General features: G+C 53.9%; 19 protein-coding genes. 8 read left to right on the forward strand and 11 right to left on the reverse strand.

Translation table 11 applies throughout. The features are described from left to right. Positions 1–230: 230 nt before the first annotated feature. Positions 231–1,211, reverse strand: coding sequence for a sigma-70 family RNA polymerase sigma factor (locus R3C20_18320; protein ID MEZ6042459.1), 981 nt, complete (start codon positions 1,209–1,211; stop codon positions 231–233). A 314-nt stretch (positions 1,212–1,525) separates the two neighbouring features. Between R3C20_18320 and R3C20_18325 the strand changes: the two genes are divergently transcribed. The 3 genes from R3C20_18325 (at position 1,526) to R3C20_18335 (ending at position 5,607) form a co-directional block, all read left to right on the forward strand. Further along, entirely contained in the window at positions 1,526–2,218 is a 693-nt protein-coding gene (locus R3C20_18325; protein ID MEZ6042460.1) for a response regulator, read from the forward strand. Positions 2,219–2,309: 91 nt separating this feature from the next. Next, on the forward strand, positions 2,310–3,470 hold the full coding sequence (locus R3C20_18330; GenBank protein ID MEZ6042461.1) for a prenyltransferase/squalene oxidase repeat-containing protein: 1,161 nt from the start codon (positions 2,310–2,312) through the stop codon (positions 3,468–3,470). A 196-nt stretch (positions 3,471–3,666) separates the two neighbouring features. Further along, a complete protein-coding gene (locus tag R3C20_18335; GenBank protein ID MEZ6042462.1) occupies positions 3,667–5,607 on the forward strand; it encodes a translocase in 1,941 nt (646 codons plus the stop codon). A gap of 233 nt (positions 5,608–5,840) precedes the next feature. On the opposite strand, the gene R3C20_18340 is transcribed toward R3C20_18335, so the two are convergent. Further along, positions 5,841–6,407, reverse strand: coding sequence for a hypothetical protein (locus R3C20_18340; GenBank protein ID MEZ6042463.1), 567 nt, complete (start codon positions 6,405–6,407; stop codon positions 5,841–5,843). A 204-nt stretch (positions 6,408–6,611) separates the two neighbouring features. Continuing rightward, entirely contained in the window at positions 6,612–7,403 is a 792-nt protein-coding gene (locus R3C20_18345) for a hypothetical protein (protein MEZ6042464.1), read from the reverse strand. Between the two features lie 177 nt (positions 7,404–7,580). Here R3C20_18345 and R3C20_18350 point away from each other — a divergent pair, with 177 nt between their 5' ends. Then, positions 7,581–8,582, forward strand: a complete 1,002-nt coding sequence (locus R3C20_18350) for a potassium channel protein (GenBank protein ID MEZ6042465.1) — start codon at positions 7,581–7,583, stop codon at positions 8,580–8,582. A gap of 10 nt (positions 8,583–8,592) precedes the next feature. On the opposite strand, the gene ftsY is transcribed toward R3C20_18350, so the two are convergent. The 3 genes from ftsY to R3C20_18365 form a co-directional block, all read right to left on the reverse strand. Next, positions 8,593–9,534 (reverse strand): signal recognition particle-docking protein FtsY, encoded by a 942-nt coding sequence (gene ftsY / locus R3C20_18355; GenBank protein MEZ6042466.1) that lies wholly within the window; start codon positions 9,532–9,534, stop codon positions 8,593–8,595. Positions 9,535–9,623: 89 nt separating this feature from the next. Then, positions 9,624–11,111, reverse strand: coding sequence for a rhamnulokinase (rhaB, locus tag R3C20_18360; protein MEZ6042467.1), 1,488 nt, complete (start codon positions 11,109–11,111; stop codon positions 9,624–9,626). Between the two features lie 250 nt (positions 11,112–11,361). Then, a complete protein-coding gene (locus R3C20_18365) occupies positions 11,362–11,598 on the reverse strand; it encodes a hypothetical protein (GenBank protein MEZ6042468.1) in 237 nt (78 codons plus the stop codon). Positions 11,599–11,742: 144 nt separating this feature from the next. Between R3C20_18365 and R3C20_18370 the strand changes: the two genes are divergently transcribed. After that, entirely contained in the window at positions 11,743–12,591 is an 849-nt protein-coding gene (locus tag R3C20_18370) for an HAD-IIA family hydrolase (GenBank protein ID MEZ6042469.1), read from the forward strand. 38 nt (positions 12,592–12,629) lie between these two features. Here R3C20_18370 and R3C20_18375 read toward each other — a convergent pair whose 3' ends face one another. Further along, the gene (locus R3C20_18375; protein MEZ6042470.1) at positions 12,630–14,108 is read right to left on the reverse strand and encodes a DUF1501 domain-containing protein; all 1,479 of its coding nucleotides are present in this window, start codon (positions 14,106–14,108) and stop codon (positions 12,630–12,632) included. A gap of 425 nt (positions 14,109–14,533) precedes the next feature. On the opposite strand from R3C20_18375, the gene R3C20_18380 reads away from it, so the two are divergent. After that, positions 14,534–15,433: an alpha/beta hydrolase gene (locus R3C20_18380; GenBank protein MEZ6042471.1), complete on the forward strand. Its 900-nt coding sequence runs from the start codon at positions 14,534–14,536 to the stop codon at positions 15,431–15,433. 69 nt (positions 15,434–15,502) lie between these two features. Here the strand turns inward: R3C20_18380 and R3C20_18385 are convergent, their stop codons facing one another. The 3 genes from R3C20_18385 to R3C20_18395 form a co-directional block, all read right to left on the reverse strand. Beyond that, on the reverse strand, positions 15,503–16,816 hold the full coding sequence (locus R3C20_18385; GenBank protein ID MEZ6042472.1) for a DUF1080 domain-containing protein: 1,314 nt from the start codon (positions 16,814–16,816) through the stop codon (positions 15,503–15,505). Between the two features lie 26 nt (positions 16,817–16,842). Next, complete coding sequence (locus tag R3C20_18390) at positions 16,843–17,901, reverse strand: TIGR00730 family Rossman fold protein (GenBank protein ID MEZ6042473.1); 1,059 nt, start codon at positions 17,899–17,901, stop codon at positions 16,843–16,845. Between the two features lie 364 nt (positions 17,902–18,265). Further along, entirely contained in the window at positions 18,266–18,631 is a 366-nt protein-coding gene (locus R3C20_18395; protein ID MEZ6042474.1) for an STAS domain-containing protein, read from the reverse strand. 376 nt (positions 18,632–19,007) lie between these two features. Between R3C20_18395 and R3C20_18400 the strand changes: the two genes are divergently transcribed. Continuing rightward, positions 19,008–19,565: a DUF1579 domain-containing protein gene (locus R3C20_18400; GenBank protein ID MEZ6042475.1), complete on the forward strand. Its 558-nt coding sequence runs from the start codon at positions 19,008–19,010 to the stop codon at positions 19,563–19,565. Positions 19,566–20,020: 455 nt separating this feature from the next. Here the strand turns inward: R3C20_18400 and R3C20_18405 are convergent, their stop codons facing one another. Then, entirely contained in the window at positions 20,021–20,494 is a 474-nt protein-coding gene (locus R3C20_18405) for a hypothetical protein (protein ID MEZ6042476.1), read from the reverse strand. A gap of 149 nt (positions 20,495–20,643) precedes the next feature. Here R3C20_18405 and R3C20_18410 point away from each other — a divergent pair, with 149 nt between their 5' ends. Then, positions 20,644–21,324 (forward strand): MerR family transcriptional regulator, encoded by a 681-nt coding sequence (locus R3C20_18410; GenBank protein ID MEZ6042477.1) that lies wholly within the window; start codon positions 20,644–20,646, stop codon positions 21,322–21,324. Positions 21,325–21,333 lie beyond the last annotated feature (9 nt).

Raw genomic sequence — 21,333 nt, forward strand, 5'->3', positions numbered from 1 at the left:
CATCACGAAAAGCAGCGTCCCCGTCTCAAACCAGGAGGGCATTAGACGCAGATGGGTAGCAACGATGCAGCGCACGGGTTACGGTGAGCCGTAAGCTCTGGTGGGGCCCCGCAATGATCGCGCCCTCCCCGCCTCAACCCAACCCAGCAAACACAACTTTACGGGAGTCTGCTCTTTCAACTGTGTTCAGTGGCGGCGGCCCTTTGTTCGCTGAGTTCAGGTCTGCTGGATCAGCAGGCGGCCACAACCTCCAGATTGAGACGGTCCGGGTCCAGCAAGCCTCGAAGTTTATCCAGAGCTTTCATCTGAAGCTGACGGACACGTTCCTTAGAGATGCCCAGATCCTCAGCAATCTCGCGCAGGGTTCGGGCGGGCTGCTTCACATTCAGTCCATAACGATCCATCAGAATTCGGTGTTCTCGAACGTCAAGAATGTCTTCCGCCTGGTTCATGAGTTCAACGACAATTGCGTCGGGTTCATCGCACAGAGACGGTTCAACCTCCAGTTGCGGCACTTCGTTTAGAATCTCAAGTATTCCATTCGAGAACCGTTGCCGCTGCCGGGACCGTACCTGACACGCCCGGTAGTAATGACGTTGCAGTGAATGGGTTGCATAGGTGCTAAACCGAAACCCGCGGGAGTAGTCAAACCGATCAATGGCTCCCATCAGAATCAGGCATCCATCGCTGCTGAATTCATCAACATCCACTTCATTCATGGCGAATTTTCGAGCGACACTTCCAACCAGTCTCAAATTTGAACGCACAAGCTGCCCGCGAATCTGATCGGCATGATCCAGCAGCGAGTCAATCTTGTTCAGCTGGCGGACCGTGGACTTCGATACGCTCAATTTCGCCCGCAGCTGATTTGCTCGAAAACGAAGTAAATTCATCGCACGAAACAGGACCTGCTCATCCTCAAATGTCAGCAAAGGGTCCGGAGCAGTCCAGTAGCGGTGATGAACAGCTTCGTCGCCGGGTAATGAGCGAGCTTCTCTCTGAGCATCCGCCTCACGAGCGTCCGATCGCAATCGCTGCATCAGAAGCTCCGCCTCCTGAACGGGCTTTTCGCTTCGTCCAATCGTGTCGAACTCTGATGAGTAGACGAACCGAATCTCGTTACCCAGATGTTCACGCACTCGCTGTTCAAGTTGGTCACGGTTCGAAGAACATCGGGTTGATCTCTGAGCGGTCGTTTTTCTCGCGGGCATGTTAATTTCCTGTTCCTGCTCCAACGTCCTGATACCTACAAACCCGAGCCGCGAGGATGACGGTCAGTTAACCGTCACGATTACAGGGAAATCCGGAAATCCCGATAATTCCTTCCTCAGTCATGGGACTTCAACCCAATTTCAACGGCACGAATAAACTGTACTTTTGTATGGGTTGCATGATGGCTTGTCCTCAATTGACACACCGAATCGCCCCCAGGCATTGGCATCCTGCTGCAAGTTCGATACCTAACCGTTTGACGGACGTTTTGCTTGCATGGGAAAGAGCCAATCCTTGGGTGCCGGAGCGGGTCATGCAGATGATTGAAGAAAACGCAGCAGGAAGCCAGACGGCGATGAATTCAGACCCTCTGGCAAGATCGACGAGCGGTATTCGGCGAGTCTATGCGGTTGATGATGACGCTGCAGTCCTTCAAGTGCTTCAAATGATTCTTCAGCAGGCCGGATGTGACGTCGTTTGTTTTACATCGCCATCTGATTTCCTGGCGCAGGTCAATTCATTGCCACCAGGCGTCATTGTCACCGATCAGGTAATGCCACAAGTCGAAGGCACAGAACTGCAGCAGCAGGTGGCGGATCGAACGAACCAGTTTCGGGTCATTCTGGTAACGGCATTTCCCCGCACAAGCCTGGCGGTTGCCGCGATGAAGGCTGGGGCGATTACGGTGCTTGATAAACCATTCGACCGAGCGCAATTGCTGCAGGCAGTTGAAGAAGGATTCCGCCAGCTGGAATCCGCTGAGTCAGCCTCAGATTCACTTCCGCCAGTTCTTCCAAACGGAGAGACTTATTACTCACGGCTATCAGATCGCGAGAAGGAAGTCATTCGGCTGGTTTATGACGGAGCGACCAATAAATCGATCGGAATTCAACTGGGAATCAGCATCAAGACGGTAGAGAAGCATCGCGGCAAAGGAATGAGTAAGATGAACGTCTCGTGCCTTGCCGGCCTGATTCGGCTGATGGATCGCGAACGCGTCGGTTAGCTGTCTTCTAAAATGCCTCTGACTGAGATTTGGCGGCTGGTTGCGGCGCAATTCGCCTGTTTCTGCTTCCTGATGCATCGGTCATAGGGTCATGTTTTCCTTCCCGAATTCTCCATCACACTGTCGCCTTGACTGGCTCAGACTCAAGCAAATTGCAGCCACTGTTTCTTTAATTGCTGCTTTGCCGCAGACCGTTTCACCAGCCGATGAAGTCGAGGTCACCACTGGCCAGTCGGTGCAGGACACGGCAAACGACTTCAGTCGTGATCAGGTTGACCAGGCCGTGGACAAAGCCATTGGCTATCTTGTGAGTCAGCAACGAGAAGATGGAGCGATCCTCGACAAAGCTCACGACTCAACCATGACCGCCCTGGCCATCATGGCTATGGCCAGTGTTGGCGTGCAGCCCGTTGATTCATCAACCGAGGGAAAAGCCATGCAAAAGGCCATCGCCTTCATATTGAGGGACGATCGTGTTGATGACAAAGGATATTTTGGCAGCAAAGATGGCTCCCGGATGTATGGTCACGGGATCATCACCCTGATGCTGACCGAAATGATCGGCATGGGAGCGAACGAGGAACAGGATTCCCTGATTCATCGGCGTTGTCAGAAGGCGATTGATGTCATACTCAGCTCTCAGAAGGAACGTAAGCAGGTGCACTACCGCGGGGGCTGGCGATACAATCCCAACTCAAACGATTCCGATCTGTCCGCGACAGTCTGGCAGTTAATGGCACTGCGATCAGCAAAGAATGACGGCCTTGATGTTCCGGCATCCGCCATTGCAGATGCCGTGGAATACCTCAGGAGATCCTACGCATCTCCTTTGGATCAGAATGGTCTGCCAACAAAACAGGCGAGCGGATTCTGTTACGAACCACACCGCAACCATCCCACATTTACGATGACAGCTGCGGGCCTGCTCGCCATGCAGGTTTGTGGAGAATACGAATCTCCGCTGGTAGCCGGGGCTGCCGACTGGCTTCTGACCCATCCTCCCAAATGGAAAGAACGTTTCTGCTCCTACGGCACCTACTATTACGCTCAGGGGATGTATCAGCGTGGCGGGGAGCATGCGGAAACAGCGAGAGAACTGGTTCAGGCAATGCTGATCGAGAAACAGGCTGCGGACGGTTCCTGGACGGCAGAGAACGGAGAAGAGCGCAATCATGGAACGGTCTACTGCACGACGATGTCCGTTCTCAGCCTCTCCGTGAAGTATCACTATCTTCCGATCTACCAAAAGTAGTCCGGATATTGATTTGCGCCGTTTTGCCGGGTTGGTTCGGCAAAAACTGCAGCACCTCCGCACCGCCTGCATGATGTCGCGGTGGTAACTTTCTGCCTACTGGCAAATCAGTTTCGCGACTATCATGGGTTGAGCAATTCTTAACGATGTAGCTCACAATGCCTTCCTTCAACTGGCCTGGACAGAGCAACCCTCGATGAGTGTCCCGGGAAAAATCCTACACCTGACCAAGACAGGCTTCCTGCCGGCGCCGGCTCGACGTTCGCGATGGCGTTCGATGGCCCGGGATATCATTCGCCGCAGTGAATCGCTGATCACATTGTCTGATGAAGAATTGATGACCGCAGGACGTCGAATCCGCTGGGAGGCCAAAGCCGGAACGTCCCTGGAAAAGTTGTTACCTGAAGCATATGCGCTTGTTCGGGAATCAGCGCGCCGCGTACTTGGCATGCAGCATTTCGAAGTGCAGATCATGGGTGCCATCGCGCTTTTTGAGGGCCACATCGCCGAAATGCAGACCGGCGAAGGAAAGACGCTGACGGCAACGATGCCGGCCTTTCTTCGCGCGCTGCCGGGCCAGGGCTGCCATGTCATTACCGTCAATGATTATCTGGCCAACCGCGATGCGGAAATCATGGGCCCGGTGCATGTGAAGCTTGGACTGACGGTTGGCAAAATTCTGGAGGCAATGGAGCCGGACGAACGTCGGGAGAATTACGCAGCAGACATCACCTACGGCACTTCCAAGGAAATGGGGTTCGACTTTCTGCGAGATCGACTGCGAAAAGGCGCCAGCGTTGATGACGGTGTGCAATTAAGAAAGTTTGTCCGCACCATGGAGGGAGCAGAATCGCCGGTCCAGCGGGGCCACTATTTTGCTTTGATTGACGAAGCCGACAGTATTCTGATTGATGAAGCGCGAACGCCGCTGATCATCGGTCTGACCAAGCCCAATGATCCGGCAACAGTCAATCTGTTCCGCTGGAGCAACCGCGCCACGTTTCAGCTGGAACCGATTGCTGATTACGTCTACGAACCCGAACGTCGGAGTGCCTGGTTGACGGACAATGGATGTCGCAAAGTTGTGCTGATGTCGAAACCCTCTCTTCTGAGCTCGATGGACACCGAGCGAATTTACAGTCAGGTTGAAAAAGCACTCACAGCAAAGCATGCCTTTGAAAAGGATCGTGACTACGTCATTGCTGATAACAAGATTGTGATCGTCGACGAAGGGACCGGCCGCGTCATGGATGGACGCAAGTGGCAGGATGGTCTGCATCAGGCCATCGAAGCCAAGGAGCTGGTGCCCATCACCGCCGCCACTGGTGAGGCGGCCCGCATCACGGTGCAAAGCTTCTTTCGTCAGTACACAAACTTGTCGGGAATGACCGGGACCGCTTTGCCGGCGGCAAGCGAACTGAAGAAGACGTACAAATTGAAAGTCACGAAGATCCCGACGAATAAAAAGTGTATTCGTCGTGAAAAACCCTATCGGATTTTCCGGACTCAGGCTGCAAAGCGTGAAGCGATCATCGCCGACGTCCGAAAGCTGATCCAGGACGGTCGCTCTATTCTGATCGGCACGCCGTCAGTGGAAGCCTCCGAGGCGCTTGGAAAGTCATTATCAGCGGCCGGCATCAGGCACCAGATACTGAACGCGCGGTCTCATGAGCAGGAAGCGGCGATCGTTGAAGATGCCGGGCATGCGGGACGCGTCACTATCGCCACAAATATGGCCGGGCGTGGTACCGACATTCTCCTGTCAGATGAGGTCCGCAAAGCCGGGGGCCTCCATGTGATCGCCACCGAGTTACATAGTTCCATGCGGATCGACCGACAACTGGTGGGCCGCTCTGCGCGACAGGGAGATCCCGGTTCGTATCAGTTCTTTCTGTCGCTGGAAGATGAATTGTTGCGATGTCGGGAACCGCGCGAAGTCATGCGAAAGCAAAAAAACGCTGGCGGGAAGTCGGAGGAACTTGGAAGATCCTGGCTGCAGTATTTTCGGAAGGTGCAACGATTTCTGGAGAAGACGCACCGGAAGCAGCGCAAGATGTTGTTGAAACAGGAACGGATGCGTCTGGAGCAGTATGAGAATATGGGACTCGATCCATATCTCGAACTTACTGAATCCTGATCGCCTGCGCGAAGGTCCCGGAATGAACGCTCACGCATCCGCACCGACGGGGCGATCTCAATCATGCCGACAGATCGGTTGCTGAAGTTGTGGATGCAGAAGACAAGCCCGAGGGGCGCATCAAAAAAGGAATGAAGAGCAGTTTCGCTCGTCATTCCTTTTTTCGTCTGACCTGGAACATCGCCGCGGACCTCGCAATCAACTGCGATGTACTCTGCTGCGGCTGTTTCGGATTACGGACTTGCTGATTCGAGGACTTCGACACGCTTACGAAGGGCTGCTGCTTCATCTCGTGCTTTGCTTGCTTCGTCATTCGCATCAATGGCAATAATGCCCGATGCAACCGTGGCCCCGACGACAACCAGCATTGGCAGATTGAATGCCCCAAACTGACCACGAACGACGTCCATATCAGAGACAAGTGCCGGCACCTGCACAGCGGCTGGTGGTGCAGAATTCTTTGTCCAGAATCGACAGCTGGCCGTGAAGGTCGATGTCGCCAGAGTATGAGCGCCGGGTCGCAGACCTTTGACGGCAACATACCCGTCTTTATCGGAAACGGCGGTTGCGATTTGCTTGCCCTGATAAACAACAGCAACTTTCTCATCAGCAACTGGTTGGCCCTGCAGATTCACCACTCGCGTGGTCAATACGCCCCCATCACTCAGTTCTACGTCCTGAACGCGATTGATGGGAGCGGGTTCAGATGCCACGACGGTGGAAAGCGTCGATTGAGCAGCAAGTGACAACGTGAGCAGTGTCGCTGCAAACTTTCTGAGTGAGCTGTTTCGGGTAGTCATTGATTCGTGTCCTTGAACAAGAGGCGAGAGCCGACAGAATCCTGTTCACCCTGCCAGCAAACCCTCAGAGACGGTACGCCTCAGGGGTCACGGACGAGGAACGACAGGAACAGGCCAGCCAGAAGGTGAGAGGTTGGAGAACCGGTGATTCAGAAAGGAAAGACATAGGCATCAGAAGTCAGGTTGAAAGATGGGCCACCCCGACTACCTATCTCTGTTCGAAAGTAGCGAAAAACGAAAACGGCGGAAATAGGAGTTTATTCGATTTTGTGCACTGGGATCATTTTGTCCCAAAACGTGTGAGAAAGCTGGTGGTGCACCGCCCCTTGCAATCACATCGAGGTGCTCTTTCAGCAGATTCTGCGTGTTTTCGGAATCCGTCAGAAGAAACGTTACCCAGGCCCAGCTGTCGCGATAGTCGTCTTCGGTCATTGCAGGGGCCGACGGAATGGCCTCAAGTTCTGAAAGTGATGGCGACCAGCCCACCCTGGATTTCCATTTCACAGCTGACAGCCTGGCCGACTTGTCTCGCTGGCTCGCCGGTTCTTCCATGTACTCAGCCAGTCCTTCATCCAGCCACAGGGGAAGAAATGGCAGATGTTGATGAAGAATTGCGTGGGTGTATTCGTGTCTGAGATCAGTGATCAGGGCGTTGCTGCGATAGGCATAGATCTGAAACACGTCGTCATTGCGATAAAAAATCGCCTTGCGGGATCTTGCTTCCGGTATTTTTGCCGAAAGGTACTGCAGGAACCGCGAGCGACTGGAGAACAAGATGATCTGAGTGGAGGCGTCAACCGGCTGGACGCCTAATTCACGGTCCAGTTCGTCGCGAACGTCCTGCAAGTGTCGCCAGACTTCGGGAAGATTAACCGCAAACTCCGAATAGAATTCGACTGAGTCTCGCTTTTCCTGAACCACCCAGCGTCCGTCACCATTCGCAATGCCGGTCGGCAGCGAGATCTGAATCAGGATGAAGGCAAGCAGAATTCGCATGTTCGGATGCTCGCGAAAACCGCCGATTGGGTCAACGTGAAAGTCCTGATGAGAAAAGAGGGAGTCGACTGGCAGAAACGGCAGAAATGCAGCACACTCCAGCCCGATTTCATCTGTGGTTCCAGTGTTTCGGGAGTTTGAAGACTTCCGGATTGCGTGTGTCAGGGGCGTTTTCCAATGCGAAGACTCATGCAAATACCGTTGCTGATTTTTGCATTGTTGCTGATCGGAGCGGTTTGCCTCCATCTTCTGACGGACATGGATCTGCTGGATTCGTTCTACCACGCCGTCATCCTGCTGACGACGGTTGGCTATGCCGAACCAGACCCAATGACTCCGAGCGTTAAGCTATTCATTATCTGCTACCTCGGATTTGGTCTGGGGTTATTCACTTACAGTGCGTTTCAGTTTGGGCAGCTGCTGGTCAATGCAGACCTGCAGCGATACTGGGAGCAGCGCCGCATGGATTCGCTGATTGATAAGACCGCCAATCATTTCATTGTGTGTGGTTACGGCAGAATGGGATCCACGCTGTGCGAATACCTGCATTCCCGCAGGCAATCGTTCGTGGTCATTGATCAGGACGAAGAAGTGCTGGACGAAGAATTCCACTCAAACAAGTGGTTGTTTGTAAAAGGGGATTCGTCGCAGGACGAAATTCTTGAACGAGCGGGAATTCGTCGAGCCCGGGGACTCACAACCGTGCTGCCAACAGACGCGGACAACATGTACGTTGTTCTGTCCGCTCGACTGTTAAATCCCCGGCTGCCGATCGTTGCGAGAGCCAGCGACGACCGGGCAGCTCAGAAAATCCTGCAGGCGGGTGCAACCCGCGTGATGAATCCGTTCTCATCCGGCGCCATCCGCATGGCCCGATTCATGCTTTCACCAAGCATCGAAAACTTTGTCGAAGTCACAGAGTCTCAGGGCGTTGACTGGGAGATTGCCGATGTTGTCGTGCCGGATGCATGCAAACTGGTCGGGCAAAAGCTCAGCGAAACCGGACTGCGGGATTCCGGAATCATGCTCCTTGGGGTCTGTCGTAGTTCGGGGGAAAAATTCTTTCCGCCACCCGGGCACCTGAAGATTGAACCAGGAGACAAACTATTTGCTTTTGGTAATTCGGACGGTGTCGCCAAACTTTCAGAAATGCTGGAAGCTGCGATTCATGCCGGCTAAACACGGCAGATTATTTTGTGAACAGCGCATCCACGAAGCTTGTCGGATCGAACAGTTCCAGATCGTCGACCTGCTCTCCGACCCCAATGTACTTCACTGGAATGCCCATTTCCTGGCGGATCGCAACAACCACACCACCCCGAGCCGTTCCGTCCAGTTTTGCGAGCACCAGACCAGTGCAGCGAACCGCCTGAGAAAAACTCTTCGCCTGTATGAGTCCGTTTTGTCCTGTTGTTGCATCGAGGACAAGCAGGCTCTCGTGCGGAGCTTCGGGAATGACTTTCTGCATCACCCGGCGAATCTTGTCGAGTTCATCCATCAGGTTCTTCTGCGTCTGAAGTCGACCTGCGGTGTCAATGATGACGTAGTCGGCTCCCGTTTCGACGGCTTTCTGACAGCCTTCGTAGGCCACCGCGGCCGGATCGGATCCACTTTCTTTCCGGACAATCTCACACCCCAGCCGTTCGCTCCACATCGTTAACTGCTCAACCGCAGCCGCTCGAAACGTATCTCCGGCAGCAAGAACGACTTTCTGGCCGCTTTTTTGCAACAGGTTGGTAATCTTTGCGATGGAGGTTGTCTTCCCAACTCCATTGACGCCCGCAACAAGAATGGCGGTTGGCCCGGACGCGGCTTTTGCAAGCGGAGAGAGTGGGTCTTTCGGATCCCGGATGACAGCTTCATTTCCCTTCAGCAGGTCCGTTAATTCATCTCGCACAGTTTGCCAGACGGCATCGACATCAACGGTGCGACCACCATGTTCGTTTCGAATTCGTTCAGTAATCCGCGTGGCAGCAGCAAACCCCATATCCGTGCGAATCAAGCGTCCCTCAAACTCTTCCAGTACCTTTTCGTCCAGGATTTCCCCCGCACGAAACAAATCGCGAACATCAGTCCGGAGGATTTGCTTGGTTTTTTCAAGACCACGTTTGAGTCTGTCGAAGAGGCCCATGACGATTGCTGCTTTGTTTCAGTCGAAGAAGAGATATCGTGCAAATTCACCCGCTCCCCGGTCACTATCGGCACGACCGGGGCAGAACCTTACTTTTCGCAAATCACTCGGAAGCGCTCCCAGGCTTCATTCCACGATTCCGTATGTTTTGGCGAATATTCGGTGATGGCTTCCGACCTGCGAACAACGTCTCGTATTTCGCTCAGTGACCCCAGATCTCCCGCCGCACGCGCCTGAACAAGGACGTTGCCAAGTGCTGTGGCTTCCACAGGTCCGGCAAAGACAGGCCGCCCGCAGGCGTCTGCGGTAAATTGGTTCAACAGTTGATTCTGCGTGCCGCCACCGACAATATGAATCACAGAGATCGGAACTCCCGTCAGCTGTTCCATCCATCCCAGGACCATTCGGTACTTCAGCGCGAGGCTTTCCAGGATGCACCGAATGAACTGCCCTTCTGTCTCGGGCACTGGCTGATTTGTTCTTCGGCACTCTGCCGAAATCGCATCCGTCATGTCCGTAGGATCGAGGAATTCAGCGCGGTCCGGATCAATCAGCGAACGAAACGGCGTTGTATCAATGGCCAACTGCGTGAGTGATCCATAATCGAATTGACGCCCGCGTTGTTCGAACGCCAGCTTGCATCGCTGGATCAGCCACAATCCCATGATGTTCTTGAGTAATCTGTAAGTGCCGTCGATTCCACCTTCGTTGGTGACGTTGTAATGCAGCGCTTCTTCCGTCAGGACGGCATTCTGAACTTCCACTCCCATTAGGGACCATGTCCCGCTGGAGATATACGCCCAGTCAGGTCGACCCGTGTTCGCCGTCGGTATGGCCGCAACAGCTGACGCAGTGTCATGCGTGGCTGGCGCAACGACGTTGAGCCGGCCAAGTCCCGTTGAATCAGCGATATCCTTCCGAAGGGTTCCCAATCGCGTACCCGGCGCGACAATCTCAGGAAGCATGGACACAGGCAAATCAAACTTGCGGAGCATGTCCACCGCCCAGGTGCGCGTGGTGGCATTCAGCATCTGCGAAGTTGTTGCATTTGTGAACTCGACAACTCGACTACCAGACATGCACCAGTGAAAGTAGTCGGGAATCATCAGAAATCGTTCCGCCAGTGCCAGAAGCTCCGGATCCCGTTCGCACATGGCAAGCAACTGGTACAGCGAATTGATCTGCATGAACTGCAAACCCGTCTGTCCAAAGATCTCTGCTCTGGGCACACGTTGAAATGCTTTTTGCAACATGCCTTCTGTGCGCGCGTCCCGATAATTCCAGGGCTGACCAAGCATTTCGTCGTTGCGGTTCATCAGGACATAGTCGACACCCCAGGTATCGACCCCCACTGATACAGCCGAATTGCCAACCTGGGCGGCAGCCTCTCGCAAACCGTTCTGAATTTCGGTCCAGAGGCCAACCAGATTCCATCGAAGAGTATTACCCAACCGCACCGGGCCGTTCTGAAACCGATGGATCTGCTGAAGACGAACTGTCGATCCATCGAAGTGACCAGCCATGACTCGGCCACTTTCAGCGCCCAGATCGACGGCCAGGTAAGTCTTGTTCGCCATGGTGCCACGCTTCGAGGTTAAGTTTGACGGTTTTGTTCAGGTTCATGGCGTCTCAGATCAACTCCGAGAGAGCCAATGCGGCATTGCCCAACACGAGAGACTTGCCGGAGCATCAGTTTTCCGATCGATGCAACATGGCAATTCTATTGAGGTTCAGACGATTGAAAGGAATGCAGGCAGGCAATTGTGGGCTCACCTGCATGGGTTCGCAAGGTTTAAGAGCAGCCGTCCGGGAATCGGGATTTCCCTATCAGGACCATAGGTGTCCATCGTTCCAGGCCGCGTTACCGGGCTGGCCCGCCCAAACCGTTGGCAGTTGCCACATTTCCAGGCCTGTCGGGGATCGCGCGATGCCCTTTTCCTGCGATGGCTTCCCGGAATCGAGGACCGCAGCACCAGCCATTCGGGAATGTTTCACTCCCATAGGCCGCCCCCCGACCACGTCTGCTCGACCCGTTTCCCGACGGCTGGCATTAGTTTGAGACACGATTATGACGTCTGCATCGGTCTTTTTGTTTCCACAGGAAATGATGTTGTGAAGCGTCGGAACAACAGTTGCTTGTAACGCCAGCGAAGCGTTTGGCGGGAATCCATCGCTGATACGAATTCAACCACAGGAGATTGAGGAACAATGACCGCAGGCTTTTTGATTGACATGGATGGTGTGATTTATCGAGGTAGCCAGCTCATTCCGGGGGCACAGGAATTCATTCTGCAGTTGCTGGAAAATGACATTCCGTTTCTGTTCCTGACAAACAACAGTCAGCGGACACGACGCGACGTGGCCACCAGGCTCAACCGAATGGGGATCCCGATTCGTGAACAACACGTCTTCACCTGTGCGATGGCAACGGCAAGATTCCTGGCGCGACAAAAAGCAAACGGAACCGCCTTCGTGATTGGAGAGGGAGGGCTACTGAACGCTCTGCACCGAAACGGATATTCGATTGTTGATTCCAATCCGGACTATGTCGTGGTGGGAGAAGGTCGAACGCTTTCTTCTGAAATGGTTGAGCATGCTGTTCAGCTTGTCCTTGGTGGAGCCAAGCTGATCGCAACGAATCTGGATCCCAATTGCCCCACGCAGAACGGAACGCGACCGGGGTGCGGTGCAATTGTCGCACTGCTTGAAAAAGCCACGGGAGTCACGGCATTCAGTGTTGGAAAACCGAGTCCGGTAATGATGCGGGCTGCAAGAAAGGAACTGGGGCTGGATGCTTCGGACACGGTCATGATTGGCGACACCATGGACACCGACATCCTTGGTGGTGTGCAGCTGGGATATCGAACGGTGCTTGTTCTCTCCGGAACGACAAGCCAAAGTGACCTCGCTAACTTTGCCTACCGTCCCGATATTGTTGTGCCATCTGTTGCTGAACTATTAATGCCGCCGGAACTGCTGCTTCAGATGCTGTTTGATGAAAACGAAGGTGCGGGCAAGCCCCTGGCGGGATCCATGGTGGCCAATGCAGTGGTGTAACACTCGAAACTGAACTCACCGGACCATTACGGAACGGGTTAACCAACGCTCGATGAGGAAAGGATTTCCTGAATCACTTTCCCATCGTTCGTTGGCCCGATGAGTCGATTGTTGAGTCCCTGATATGGGTAGCTGAATCGGAACGGATCAATTCCCAGCTGATTCAGAATGGTGGCCTGCAGATCACGAATGCCGACCGGGTTCTCTGTGATGTAGTAGCCAATATCGTCGGTTGCCCCGAACGCTGTCCCTGGCTTAATTCCTCCGCCAGCCATCCACATTGTGAAGGCGTAGGGATGATGATCGCGGCCGATAAATCCTTTCTGCAGCGTGTCTCGGACATTGTTCTGCATCATCGGTGTCCGGCCGAATTCTCCACCCCAGACGACGAGCGTTGATTCCAGCAGTCCCCGTTGCTTCAGATCCGTGAGCAGACCAGCCATAGCGCGATCAATTTGCCGAGCTTTGATCGGAAGTGTTTCATCGATCGATTCTCCGGGAGAACTGCCGTGATGATCCCAGCCCCAATCATACAACTGCACGAATCGTACACCCTGCTCCACGAGCCTGCGCGCAAGAAGGCAGTTGTTAGCAAATGTAGGGTCATCGCCCTTGTAAAGTACCCGGGGGTCGTCAGCGGATTCGGCGGGAGAAGAATGGCCCGGAATCGCACCATAAAGTTCCAGAATATGTTTCGGCTCGCGACTAATGTCCATGACCTCAGGCACCGATGCCTGCATGCGATAGGCGAGTTCGTATTGCGAAATGCGGGTCTGTGTTTCACTGTCACGAATTTGTGCAAACTGCATTTCGTTAAGATCCCGAATTGCATCCAGAGACTTTCTGCGAAGCGCGCGATTCATTCCCGCCGGGTCCGACAAATACAGTACCGGGTCGCCGGTCGTACGGCACTGGACGCCCTGATAGACGGTTGGAAGGAATCCCGATCCCCAAAGTGATTTACCAGCGCTGGGCGTTTTTCCACCTGAAGCCAGCACGACAAATCCGGGAAGATCCTGACTCTCGCTGCCCAGACCATACGTGACCCAGCTCCCCATCGCTGGATTGCCCAGTCTTGGCTGTCCGGTGTGCAGCAGCAACTGGGCGGGTGCGTGATTGAATTGATCGGTGTTGAGGCTGCGAATGATGCAGGTTTCATCTGCGACTGCCGCAAACTTCGGCAGCAGCTCACTCACCCATTGACCGGCCTGCCCATGCTGGTCAAACCGGAATTGACCGGCAAGCATCCTGGGCACGCCCTTGATGAATGCGAATCGCTTACCTTCAAGGTACTCCTGAGGACATTCCTTGTTATGAAATTTCTGCAGGGCTGGTTTATGGTCAAACAGCTCAAGCTGTGATGGTGACCCCGCCATATGAAGGTAGATGACCGATCGGGCTTTCGGCTCGATCATCGGCTGTTTGGGCGACTCGGGAGCTCCACTGTTCGATATTCCCGATTCGGAATTCAGTCTGTCCTCCGCATACGTCGCTCCCAGCATGGACCTCAGTGCCATGGAGCCAAGTCCCAGACCTGAAGCCTGAAGGAAATGACGACGGGTTTGGAAAAGTAGCTGTTGCTGCCAGAATGGATGCATTGCGTTTGCTCTACCGGATGGCAAAGATGCCAGGACAATTTCAAGGTCTCTTCAATGTCTCATGATACGTCTTTCCAGCGGCGATCATAAGTCTATTCGGTGTTTAATGACCAGTCACTGTATTTACCACCAACACCTTGTTGACCCTGTTGACACGGATACCTTGTTGACACCGATACCCTGGACAACCAGAGCAAACGGCTGGGCATTATGGCGAACAGCGATGTCTGAATGGATGCCCTGTTCGCGAAGAAACAGATTCATCCCGGGCGAAGTCATTCTGCTTCCTGAGCAGAGTGATTCGACCGCCGAATTCACGCAGCAAACACAGAAAGAAATCGCAGATGACTCGACTGGTGCTTTGGGGAACCCTGATGGGTACCGTTATCGCAGTGATCGCCTTCGGTGTTTATTGGTGGTGGTTTCAGGCGGAGAGCGTTCGGTCTGAAGACATTGTCTACGGTCAGCGTGACTCCAAAGATCTCGTCCTGAATGTCTTTCAGCCACCGGAGCCCAATGGTGCGGGTGTCATACTCATGGTGAGCGGCGGCTGGAAATCAGGCCCAGATTCTGTTCGCCCCTTCATGTTCGCCCCGTTTGTTCGGCGAGGGTATACGGTGTTTGCCGTACAACATCTCTCACAGCCCGAATGTCTGATTGGAGATATTGTGGCGGATGTCCAGCGATCCGTTCGATTTATCCGTCATCATGCTGCCGACTACCACGTTAACCCAGACCGACTGGGCGTTATTGGTGGTAGTTCCGGCGGACATCTTTCACTCATGATTGGAACATGTGGAGATGCCGGAAATTCAGAGGCCGCCGATCCTGTCGAACGAGAGTCCAGCCAGGTGCAGTGCGTTGCATGCTTTTATCCGCCGACAGACCTGCTGAATCTGAAGGGCTCAACAGAAGACACGGGCGACGGAGGACCACCACGGAGTTTTAAGCGGGGGTTCGGGCCGCTGGCACAGGAGATGAGTTCCTGGAAGAAGCTGGGACGGGAACTGTCACCGATCTATCACATTACGCCGATGATGCCACCAACGATGATCGTCCACGGCGACGCCGACACGCTCGTTCCGATTGATCAGTCCGAGCGATTTGTCAAAGAAGCTAGTCAACACAATTGCAACGTTCGCTTCGAAATTCGCCCCGGCAAAGGCCATGGATGGCCAACGATGGTACTGGACATCATCGCCTTTGCCGACTGGTTCGATGCTCACCTGATGTCAGAAAAGTAATTTTGACGAACGCAGCAAGCACATACCATCGGATAGAGCCGCGCCTCGCAGCAGAAAGATGTCGGGCAACTAAGGAAGTTCGCTGATTCGAATAACTCGGAAATTCAAATCCGTTGTGGGGTCGTGCCCCTGCAGGCTGATATGGCCGGCAGCCAGCCTCCGACCTTTTCGCGGGTTATCGTCGTCATCGCGAGTGTCCTGCCAGTCAACAACCTGATAACCATTGACCCAGGTTGCGATTCGATCTCCCTGAGCGATCAGGGTTTCTGTGAACCACTCATGATCGTCAGCCACAACATAACGTGCGGCCACCCGACGGAAAATCGCCCCGGACCCGGAGTCTGCGGGTTTTGTGCGGTCACCATCGATACAGGCATTCTGAATCTGCATTTCGTATCCATGCGATGGTGCTTCCTCTGTCCCCTTCATCGCGCGAAAGAAAACACCACTGTTTAATCCATCACCATTGGTCCGTGCTTCGACGTGCAGCAGAAAGTTGTCAAACGCATCGGTGGTTTCCAGGAAACCCGGCCCATCCGTCACATGAATCGATCCATCGACAATTTCGAACTTGCTTTTTGATCCTGGAACAACGTTCCAGCCCGATGTCGACTGACCATCGAACAGGTCACGAGATTGGACGGGCTTCAGAAAGACATTTCGAAATGCGATTCGCCCTTCATTCATTTGCAGCCCAATGGTTCCACCCAGCCGAACAGCATCGGATTCATCAACAAAATCAACGATGGCTTTCTCATCCAGCCACACTTGGATCCGAGCACCTTCGCAATGAACCCGAAACGTATGCCAGGCACCTTCGACAGCAGGAACGTCTGCCACCGCGAGTCTGCCAACCAGACTTCCTGTCTTGTGCGAGGCATGGGTGTCGCAAATGTTCAATTCGTAGGTGTCGCGAGAGGGGTCCGTCACCGAATCGGCACAGCGAAGGAATATACCGCTGTTCCCGCCCGCCGCCAGATGAAAGTCACAACGCAGCTCAAAGTCAGAAAACCGAAACGGAGTCATCAGCAGGCTCTTGTCGCCACTGTCCGCCACGATCGCGGAATCTTCCACATGCCAGTTGGATTCGTTCGGAACGTCCCAGCCAAACAGCGTGCTGCCATCGAACAGGCTGATCCATCCCTCCCGGATCTCGTCACTCGTCAGTGGCGGTTCGATAAATTTGAAACTGTCTGACGCTTCATCCATCGATGCAGGCGCAGCTGACTCTGCGTCAATTGTGAACTCTGCATTCTCGGAACCGCCAGTAGACTCCTCATTTGCGCAGCCGACAAACAAAATCGAAGCGATAACGGCGAGTGATGCGGCCGTAGAAATGCGAGGAAACACCGGATTGGCAGTGAGAAGAGACAACGGACGCATGGAAGCACTCCGAGCAAAAAGAAGGGCTATTCGGAATCGGCAGGGACGGAACTGCATTCCAGTTCACGGTTGATCACATCAATCATTTCCCGCAGTCGACCGACCGCTTTGCGATCGAAGTTTAACGCCAGTCGAGGCAGATCAACGAGATGCTCATCATCAAATTCATGCGGATGAGCGTTTGTCTTTTCAATTTGACCGGATTGGCAAACATCCGCAAATTCATCATTCAGACGAACGACAAACTCATCGGTCGGCTCAAAGTGCAGTCGAAGCACCAACTGATCACGGACAAATCGCATGCTGTTGTAGACATTGTAGAAACCAATCACCTCATCAACAGCTTCTTCAACATCGTCCGTCACTTTGAAAAGCGAAAGATCGCTCGGTGAAATCATACCTTTGTCCAGAAGTTCTGCGCGAACATAGTTCAGCCAGCCGGACCAATACGTTCCCCCCGGTTCATCCAGCAGGACAATCGGCATCAGATCGCGTTTGCCCGTTTGCACCAGCGTCAGAGTTTCGAACGCTTCATCCTGCGTCCCGAAACCTCCCGGACATCCCACAACGGCGTGTACCTCTTTCACAAACATGAGTTTTCGAGTGAAGAAGTACTTCAGATTCACCAGCTTGGGATCACCCGCGATAACCGGGTTTGCCTCCTGTTCGAACGGAAGCATGATGTTCAGACCCATGGCCATTTCACGACCACAGCCATGGTGAGCGGCTTCCATGATGCCACCGCCGGCCCCCGTGACCACCATCCATCCTTCGCTCGCCATACGTCTCCCGAAATCCTCCGCCTGCTTCCAGTTTCTGTCGTCCGGTCGCGTCCTGGCAGAACCAAAAACCGAGACTTTGCGATTTTTGCGATAGGGGGTAAAGACCTTAAACGCATATCGCAGTTCACGAAGTGCGCGGCTGAGAATTTTCAGGTCGCCCCGGGTTGCTCCATCGGCCTGCAACTTGTCTGCCGTCGTTTTGATTTCTTCGATGAGTTCTGAGTGCTGACGGGGTTCGTTCAGATGCTCAATCACGCTTGCTTCGGAAACATCAGAATGCCTGATGTGAGGTCGCCTCTTCATGCCGGTGGAATCCTTTCGTTTGGTCCGTTCGTGATGACTGGTGATGCCTGTCCTGAAGAAATGACGTCCAATTCTGTTGTGGCCCCGGAATACCAGCCGGTCTCCCACTGCCTTCGCCAGGACATGCAAAGCTGGTCATAAAGACAGCCGCAGGTTGATTCGTGCTCCCCTGCGCAACAACACATACGCCCGAAAACCATGGTCTGTTTCATACAACCTGTGTGCACCCTAACTGTCCGCCGAAAAACCAGGACAGGCACGCAGGACGACTGGAAACCGTCGTGTTTTATGGTCTCCTGCTCAAGCCAGTCCCGTTTTCTCAACAAGCTGCTAAGCGAAAGCACTGCATGGCCGATGGCTGCTACTAAGACAACAAGGCCTGCATGGCTTCTTCGCGTGTGTCGTAGATGGCCCAGATGGTGTCGAGAGCGGTAATGCGAAGAAGCTCCAGAGCCATCTGGCTGGCACCACACAGCACCAACTCGCCGCCTTTTTTCTTCACGAATTTGTGGCATCGAAGCAGCAACGCAAGAAACACCGAACCAAAGTATCCCACACTGCTCAGGTCGACAATCACCATGGGGGCTTCCTGCGTCGCAAGTGGCTCCATGACGAGATCAGCAGCCTGCTCAACCAGGTCCCAGTTCAGCGATTCCACACTGGAAGCTGGTTTCACCACAACGGTATTGCCATGCCATTCAATCTGAAAACTGTCTAACACTTCCGACACTGTTGTCCCCTTCGCACGAATAGGCCCCGACGGTTACTGTGCACCAACTTGTTCACGTCCGACCCGCCGGGTTGTAGCAAATGCAATTCGGCCTGTCCTGCCCGAAACTGTGTATCAGCTGATTGCCGGATTCTTCTTTTCCGAGCCTGACAGCCTGTTAAAGAACGGAACTGGCTTGAGCAGGAGACCGTAAAACACGATGGTTTCCAGTCGTCCCGCGTGCCGGTCCCGGTTTTTCAACGGACAGATAAACTGCCGGCATTCCGGAAGTCGGGGCACTTCTCACGAATTCCAACACAGCCTACACCGTGACCTGGGGTTCTGCGATAACCCGCAGGGACCGACATTTGCAACTTTTTCATTGGGAGATCCGGAAATGAAAAACATGATCCTGACAGCATCTATTCTGACTCTGTTCTGCATGCACACGGCAGCCATCGGTCAGGAAGCTTCAGCATTTCCGACGCCAGCTCAGCAACACAACTGGCTCCAGAAGTTCACAGGGGAATGGGCCACCGAATCCAAAGCCACCATGATTCCGGGCCAGCCGGCGATGGAGTGTCACTGGAAGATGTCGTCACGATCGCTCGGCGGATTCTGGATTCTCAATGAGATGACGGGCGAGATGTCAGGTGCCCCGATGACCTGCATTCAGACGATCGGCTACGACGAAAACAAAAAGAAATATGTCGGCACGTGGATCGATTCGATGACCGCTTTCATGTGGAAATACGAGGGAACTGTTGATCCATCGAACACAACCCTGACCCTGAATGCCGAAGGTCCAAATTTTATGGAAGCCGGCAAGTTGACCCAGTTTCAGGACGTGTATGAATTCACGTCAGCCGACGAAATTCTGATGTCGTCACGGATGCTGGGACCAGACGGCAAATGGATCACATTCATGTCGGGTTCGGCCAAACGAATCAAATAGCAACGATCCAGCCTGGATTCCCTGCGCAGCATCAGAAAACTCCGCCACCAGCATTCGTCATCACTGTTGCTTGCTGACCAGGATCTCGAAACGACCGCCAATGATCCCATCAGGCGCATCCACTTTGTGACCTCGTTCCAGGTCGGACAATTCTGTTCAGCGTCACGTGGCAGCGACGGGAGTCCGCCCATTCACGGTGCGCCAGACTCTACTGGTAAGATATCCTGTGCCGTTCGGTTCAGGCAGTTGGATACAAACTCCCTGATCTGCTTCCGGTACTCGGCCTTGCCAATCAGGCAGCAATCTCGTGGTTCGCCCCATCTACCAAATGAATCGTCGCAGATTCCCCGGCCCTTTCGTACAGCTCCTGACTCATTCTGCACGGCACCCTGGTATCTTCTTTGCCGTGGATTAGGCAAACAGGGCACCTTATGGATTCCATCTTGCTGAGCGAATCAAGTTGCAGCCGGGCACGGCGTCTCAAAGTCATACCAGAAGCGGCAATCTTCAACCGGCTCGATGGCAGCCAGCTTCTCCAGAACCGTTGCCTTCGTCGACAGCACTTCGTTCAGAATTGCGTATTGTTGTGATGTGATTTCCGGCCATTCTCGCATGGCTTTGTTGAACTCACCGTTTCGAACGGACATCTGGGCAAGAATCTCCCGGGCCCGATCTCCCATCTCGAATACGGTGTCGTCGGTGGAGCGGAGATCCGAATACCATGCGGGTTCACCCCTCAATCGAACTTCACGGAACGCCGCATTCCGCCTGTCGCGGGCCGCCTGGAGTTCGTCTGCGAATCTGATCTCGCCATGTCGATGACGGTACAGCAGCACACCCGAAATAGTCACAATCGCGACTAGGAGACTCAGACCTGTCGTGATTCGTCGGCAACGAACTGCGGAGCCCGTATTCTGCGGTGGCACCATTGGTGTGATCCTGCTGATATCATTTTCCATGACCAATCGCAGGGAACGCACACTCAAAGGAACTGCGCCCACTTTCTTTGAGGAATTCCAAAAAAATATCGCATCACATGCATCTTGACACTGTCATATAACAGTGTTATAATCGCCGCATGGAACGAAGATTTCAGATCTCCGAGCTTCGAACACTGATCGCCAGGGCGTTGCAGTTCATTGACTACACACCTGCCGAATCGGCCCGAGTTCGCGCGGTTCCGGATACTCGAACGATCCGCTACTACACCACACTCGGGCTGATCAGTCCGCCGTCAGAGCTGCGGGGGCGGACAGCATTCTACGAGGAAATGCACGTCCTGCAGGTTGTGGCCATCAAGCGACTTCAGGCTCAGAATCTGACACTGTCAGATATCCAGAATCAACTCGCCGGGCTGCCTGCTTCGAAGCTGAATACCATTGCCGGGCTGCCTGCAGATTTCTGGGAAGCAGCCGATCGGTATCTGGCGGAAGTGACTGAGCGAGCGGCGAACGCTGACGATTTCTGGCTTGTCCCTGCAGCGATGCCCGAGTCCTCAGGCGGGCATTCTGGTCGCTCGCCTGATTTCGAACTTCAGTCTGCCAGCCAGTCGAAAGATCGCAAAGCGGCACGAGTCACCGACTCAAATTCGGTGGTCCAGGTGGGATCTTTGATTCGTGTTCCACTGGCGAACGGAGTTGTTATTTCTGTTGAACTGCCTTTAACGGCAGGATCGCTGTCGTTCGACGGTGAGGCGTTACAGCTGGCAATTCAACCTTTGGTGAAGGAACTTCAGCGACAGAAGCTGATGGAGACCTGATCCCCAACG

The organism is Planctomycetaceae bacterium (assembly GCA_041398825.1).
In the GTDB taxonomy this organism is placed as follows: Bacteria; Planctomycetota; Planctomycetia; order Planctomycetales; family Planctomycetaceae; genus F1-80-MAGs062.

Coding starts and splice junctions, on each gene's coding strand:
- R3C20_18330 (MEZ6042461.1), top strand. CDS start 2,310: ATGTTTTCCTTCCCGAATTCTCCATCACACTGTCGCCTTGACTGGCTC.
- R3C20_18400 (MEZ6042475.1), top strand. CDS start 19,008: ATGAAAAACATGATCCTGACAGCATCTATTCTGACTCTGTTCTGCATG.
- rhaB (MEZ6042467.1), bottom strand. CDS start 11,111: ATGGCGAACAAGACTTACCTGGCCGTCGATCTGGGCGCTGAAAGTGGC.
- R3C20_18345 (MEZ6042464.1), bottom strand. CDS start 7,403: ATGCGAATTCTGCTTGCCTTCATCCTGATTCAGATCTCGCTGCCGACC.
- R3C20_18370 (MEZ6042469.1), top strand. CDS start 11,743: ATGACCGCAGGCTTTTTGATTGACATGGATGGTGTGATTTATCGAGGT.
- R3C20_18390 (MEZ6042473.1), bottom strand. CDS start 17,901: ATGAAGAGGCGACCTCACATCAGGCATTCTGATGTTTCCGAAGCAAGC.
- ftsY (MEZ6042466.1), bottom strand. CDS start 9,534: ATGGGCCTCTTCGACAGACTCAAACGTGGTCTTGAAAAAACCAAGCAA.
- R3C20_18375 (MEZ6042470.1), bottom strand. CDS start 14,108: ATGGCACTGAGGTCCATGCTGGGAGCGACGTATGCGGAGGACAGACTG.
- R3C20_18385 (MEZ6042472.1), bottom strand. CDS start 16,816: ATGCGTCCGTTGTCTCTTCTCACTGCCAATCCGGTGTTTCCTCGCATT.
- R3C20_18405 (MEZ6042476.1), bottom strand. CDS start 20,494: ATGGTGCCACCGCAGAATACGGGCTCCGCAGTTCGTTGCCGACGAATC.
- R3C20_18340 (MEZ6042463.1), bottom strand. CDS start 6,407: ATGACTACCCGAAACAGCTCACTCAGAAAGTTTGCAGCGACACTGCTC.
- R3C20_18335 (MEZ6042462.1), top strand. CDS start 3,667: ATGAGTGTCCCGGGAAAAATCCTACACCTGACCAAGACAGGCTTCCTG.
- R3C20_18350 (MEZ6042465.1), top strand. CDS start 7,581: ATGCGAAGACTCATGCAAATACCGTTGCTGATTTTTGCATTGTTGCTG.
- R3C20_18380 (MEZ6042471.1), top strand. CDS start 14,534: ATGACTCGACTGGTGCTTTGGGGAACCCTGATGGGTACCGTTATCGCA.
- R3C20_18410 (MEZ6042477.1), top strand. CDS start 20,644: ATGGAACGAAGATTTCAGATCTCCGAGCTTCGAACACTGATCGCCAGG.
- R3C20_18320 (MEZ6042459.1), bottom strand. CDS start 1,211: ATGCCCGCGAGAAAAACGACCGCTCAGAGATCAACCCGATGTTCTTCG.
- R3C20_18325 (MEZ6042460.1), top strand. CDS start 1,526: ATGCAGATGATTGAAGAAAACGCAGCAGGAAGCCAGACGGCGATGAAT.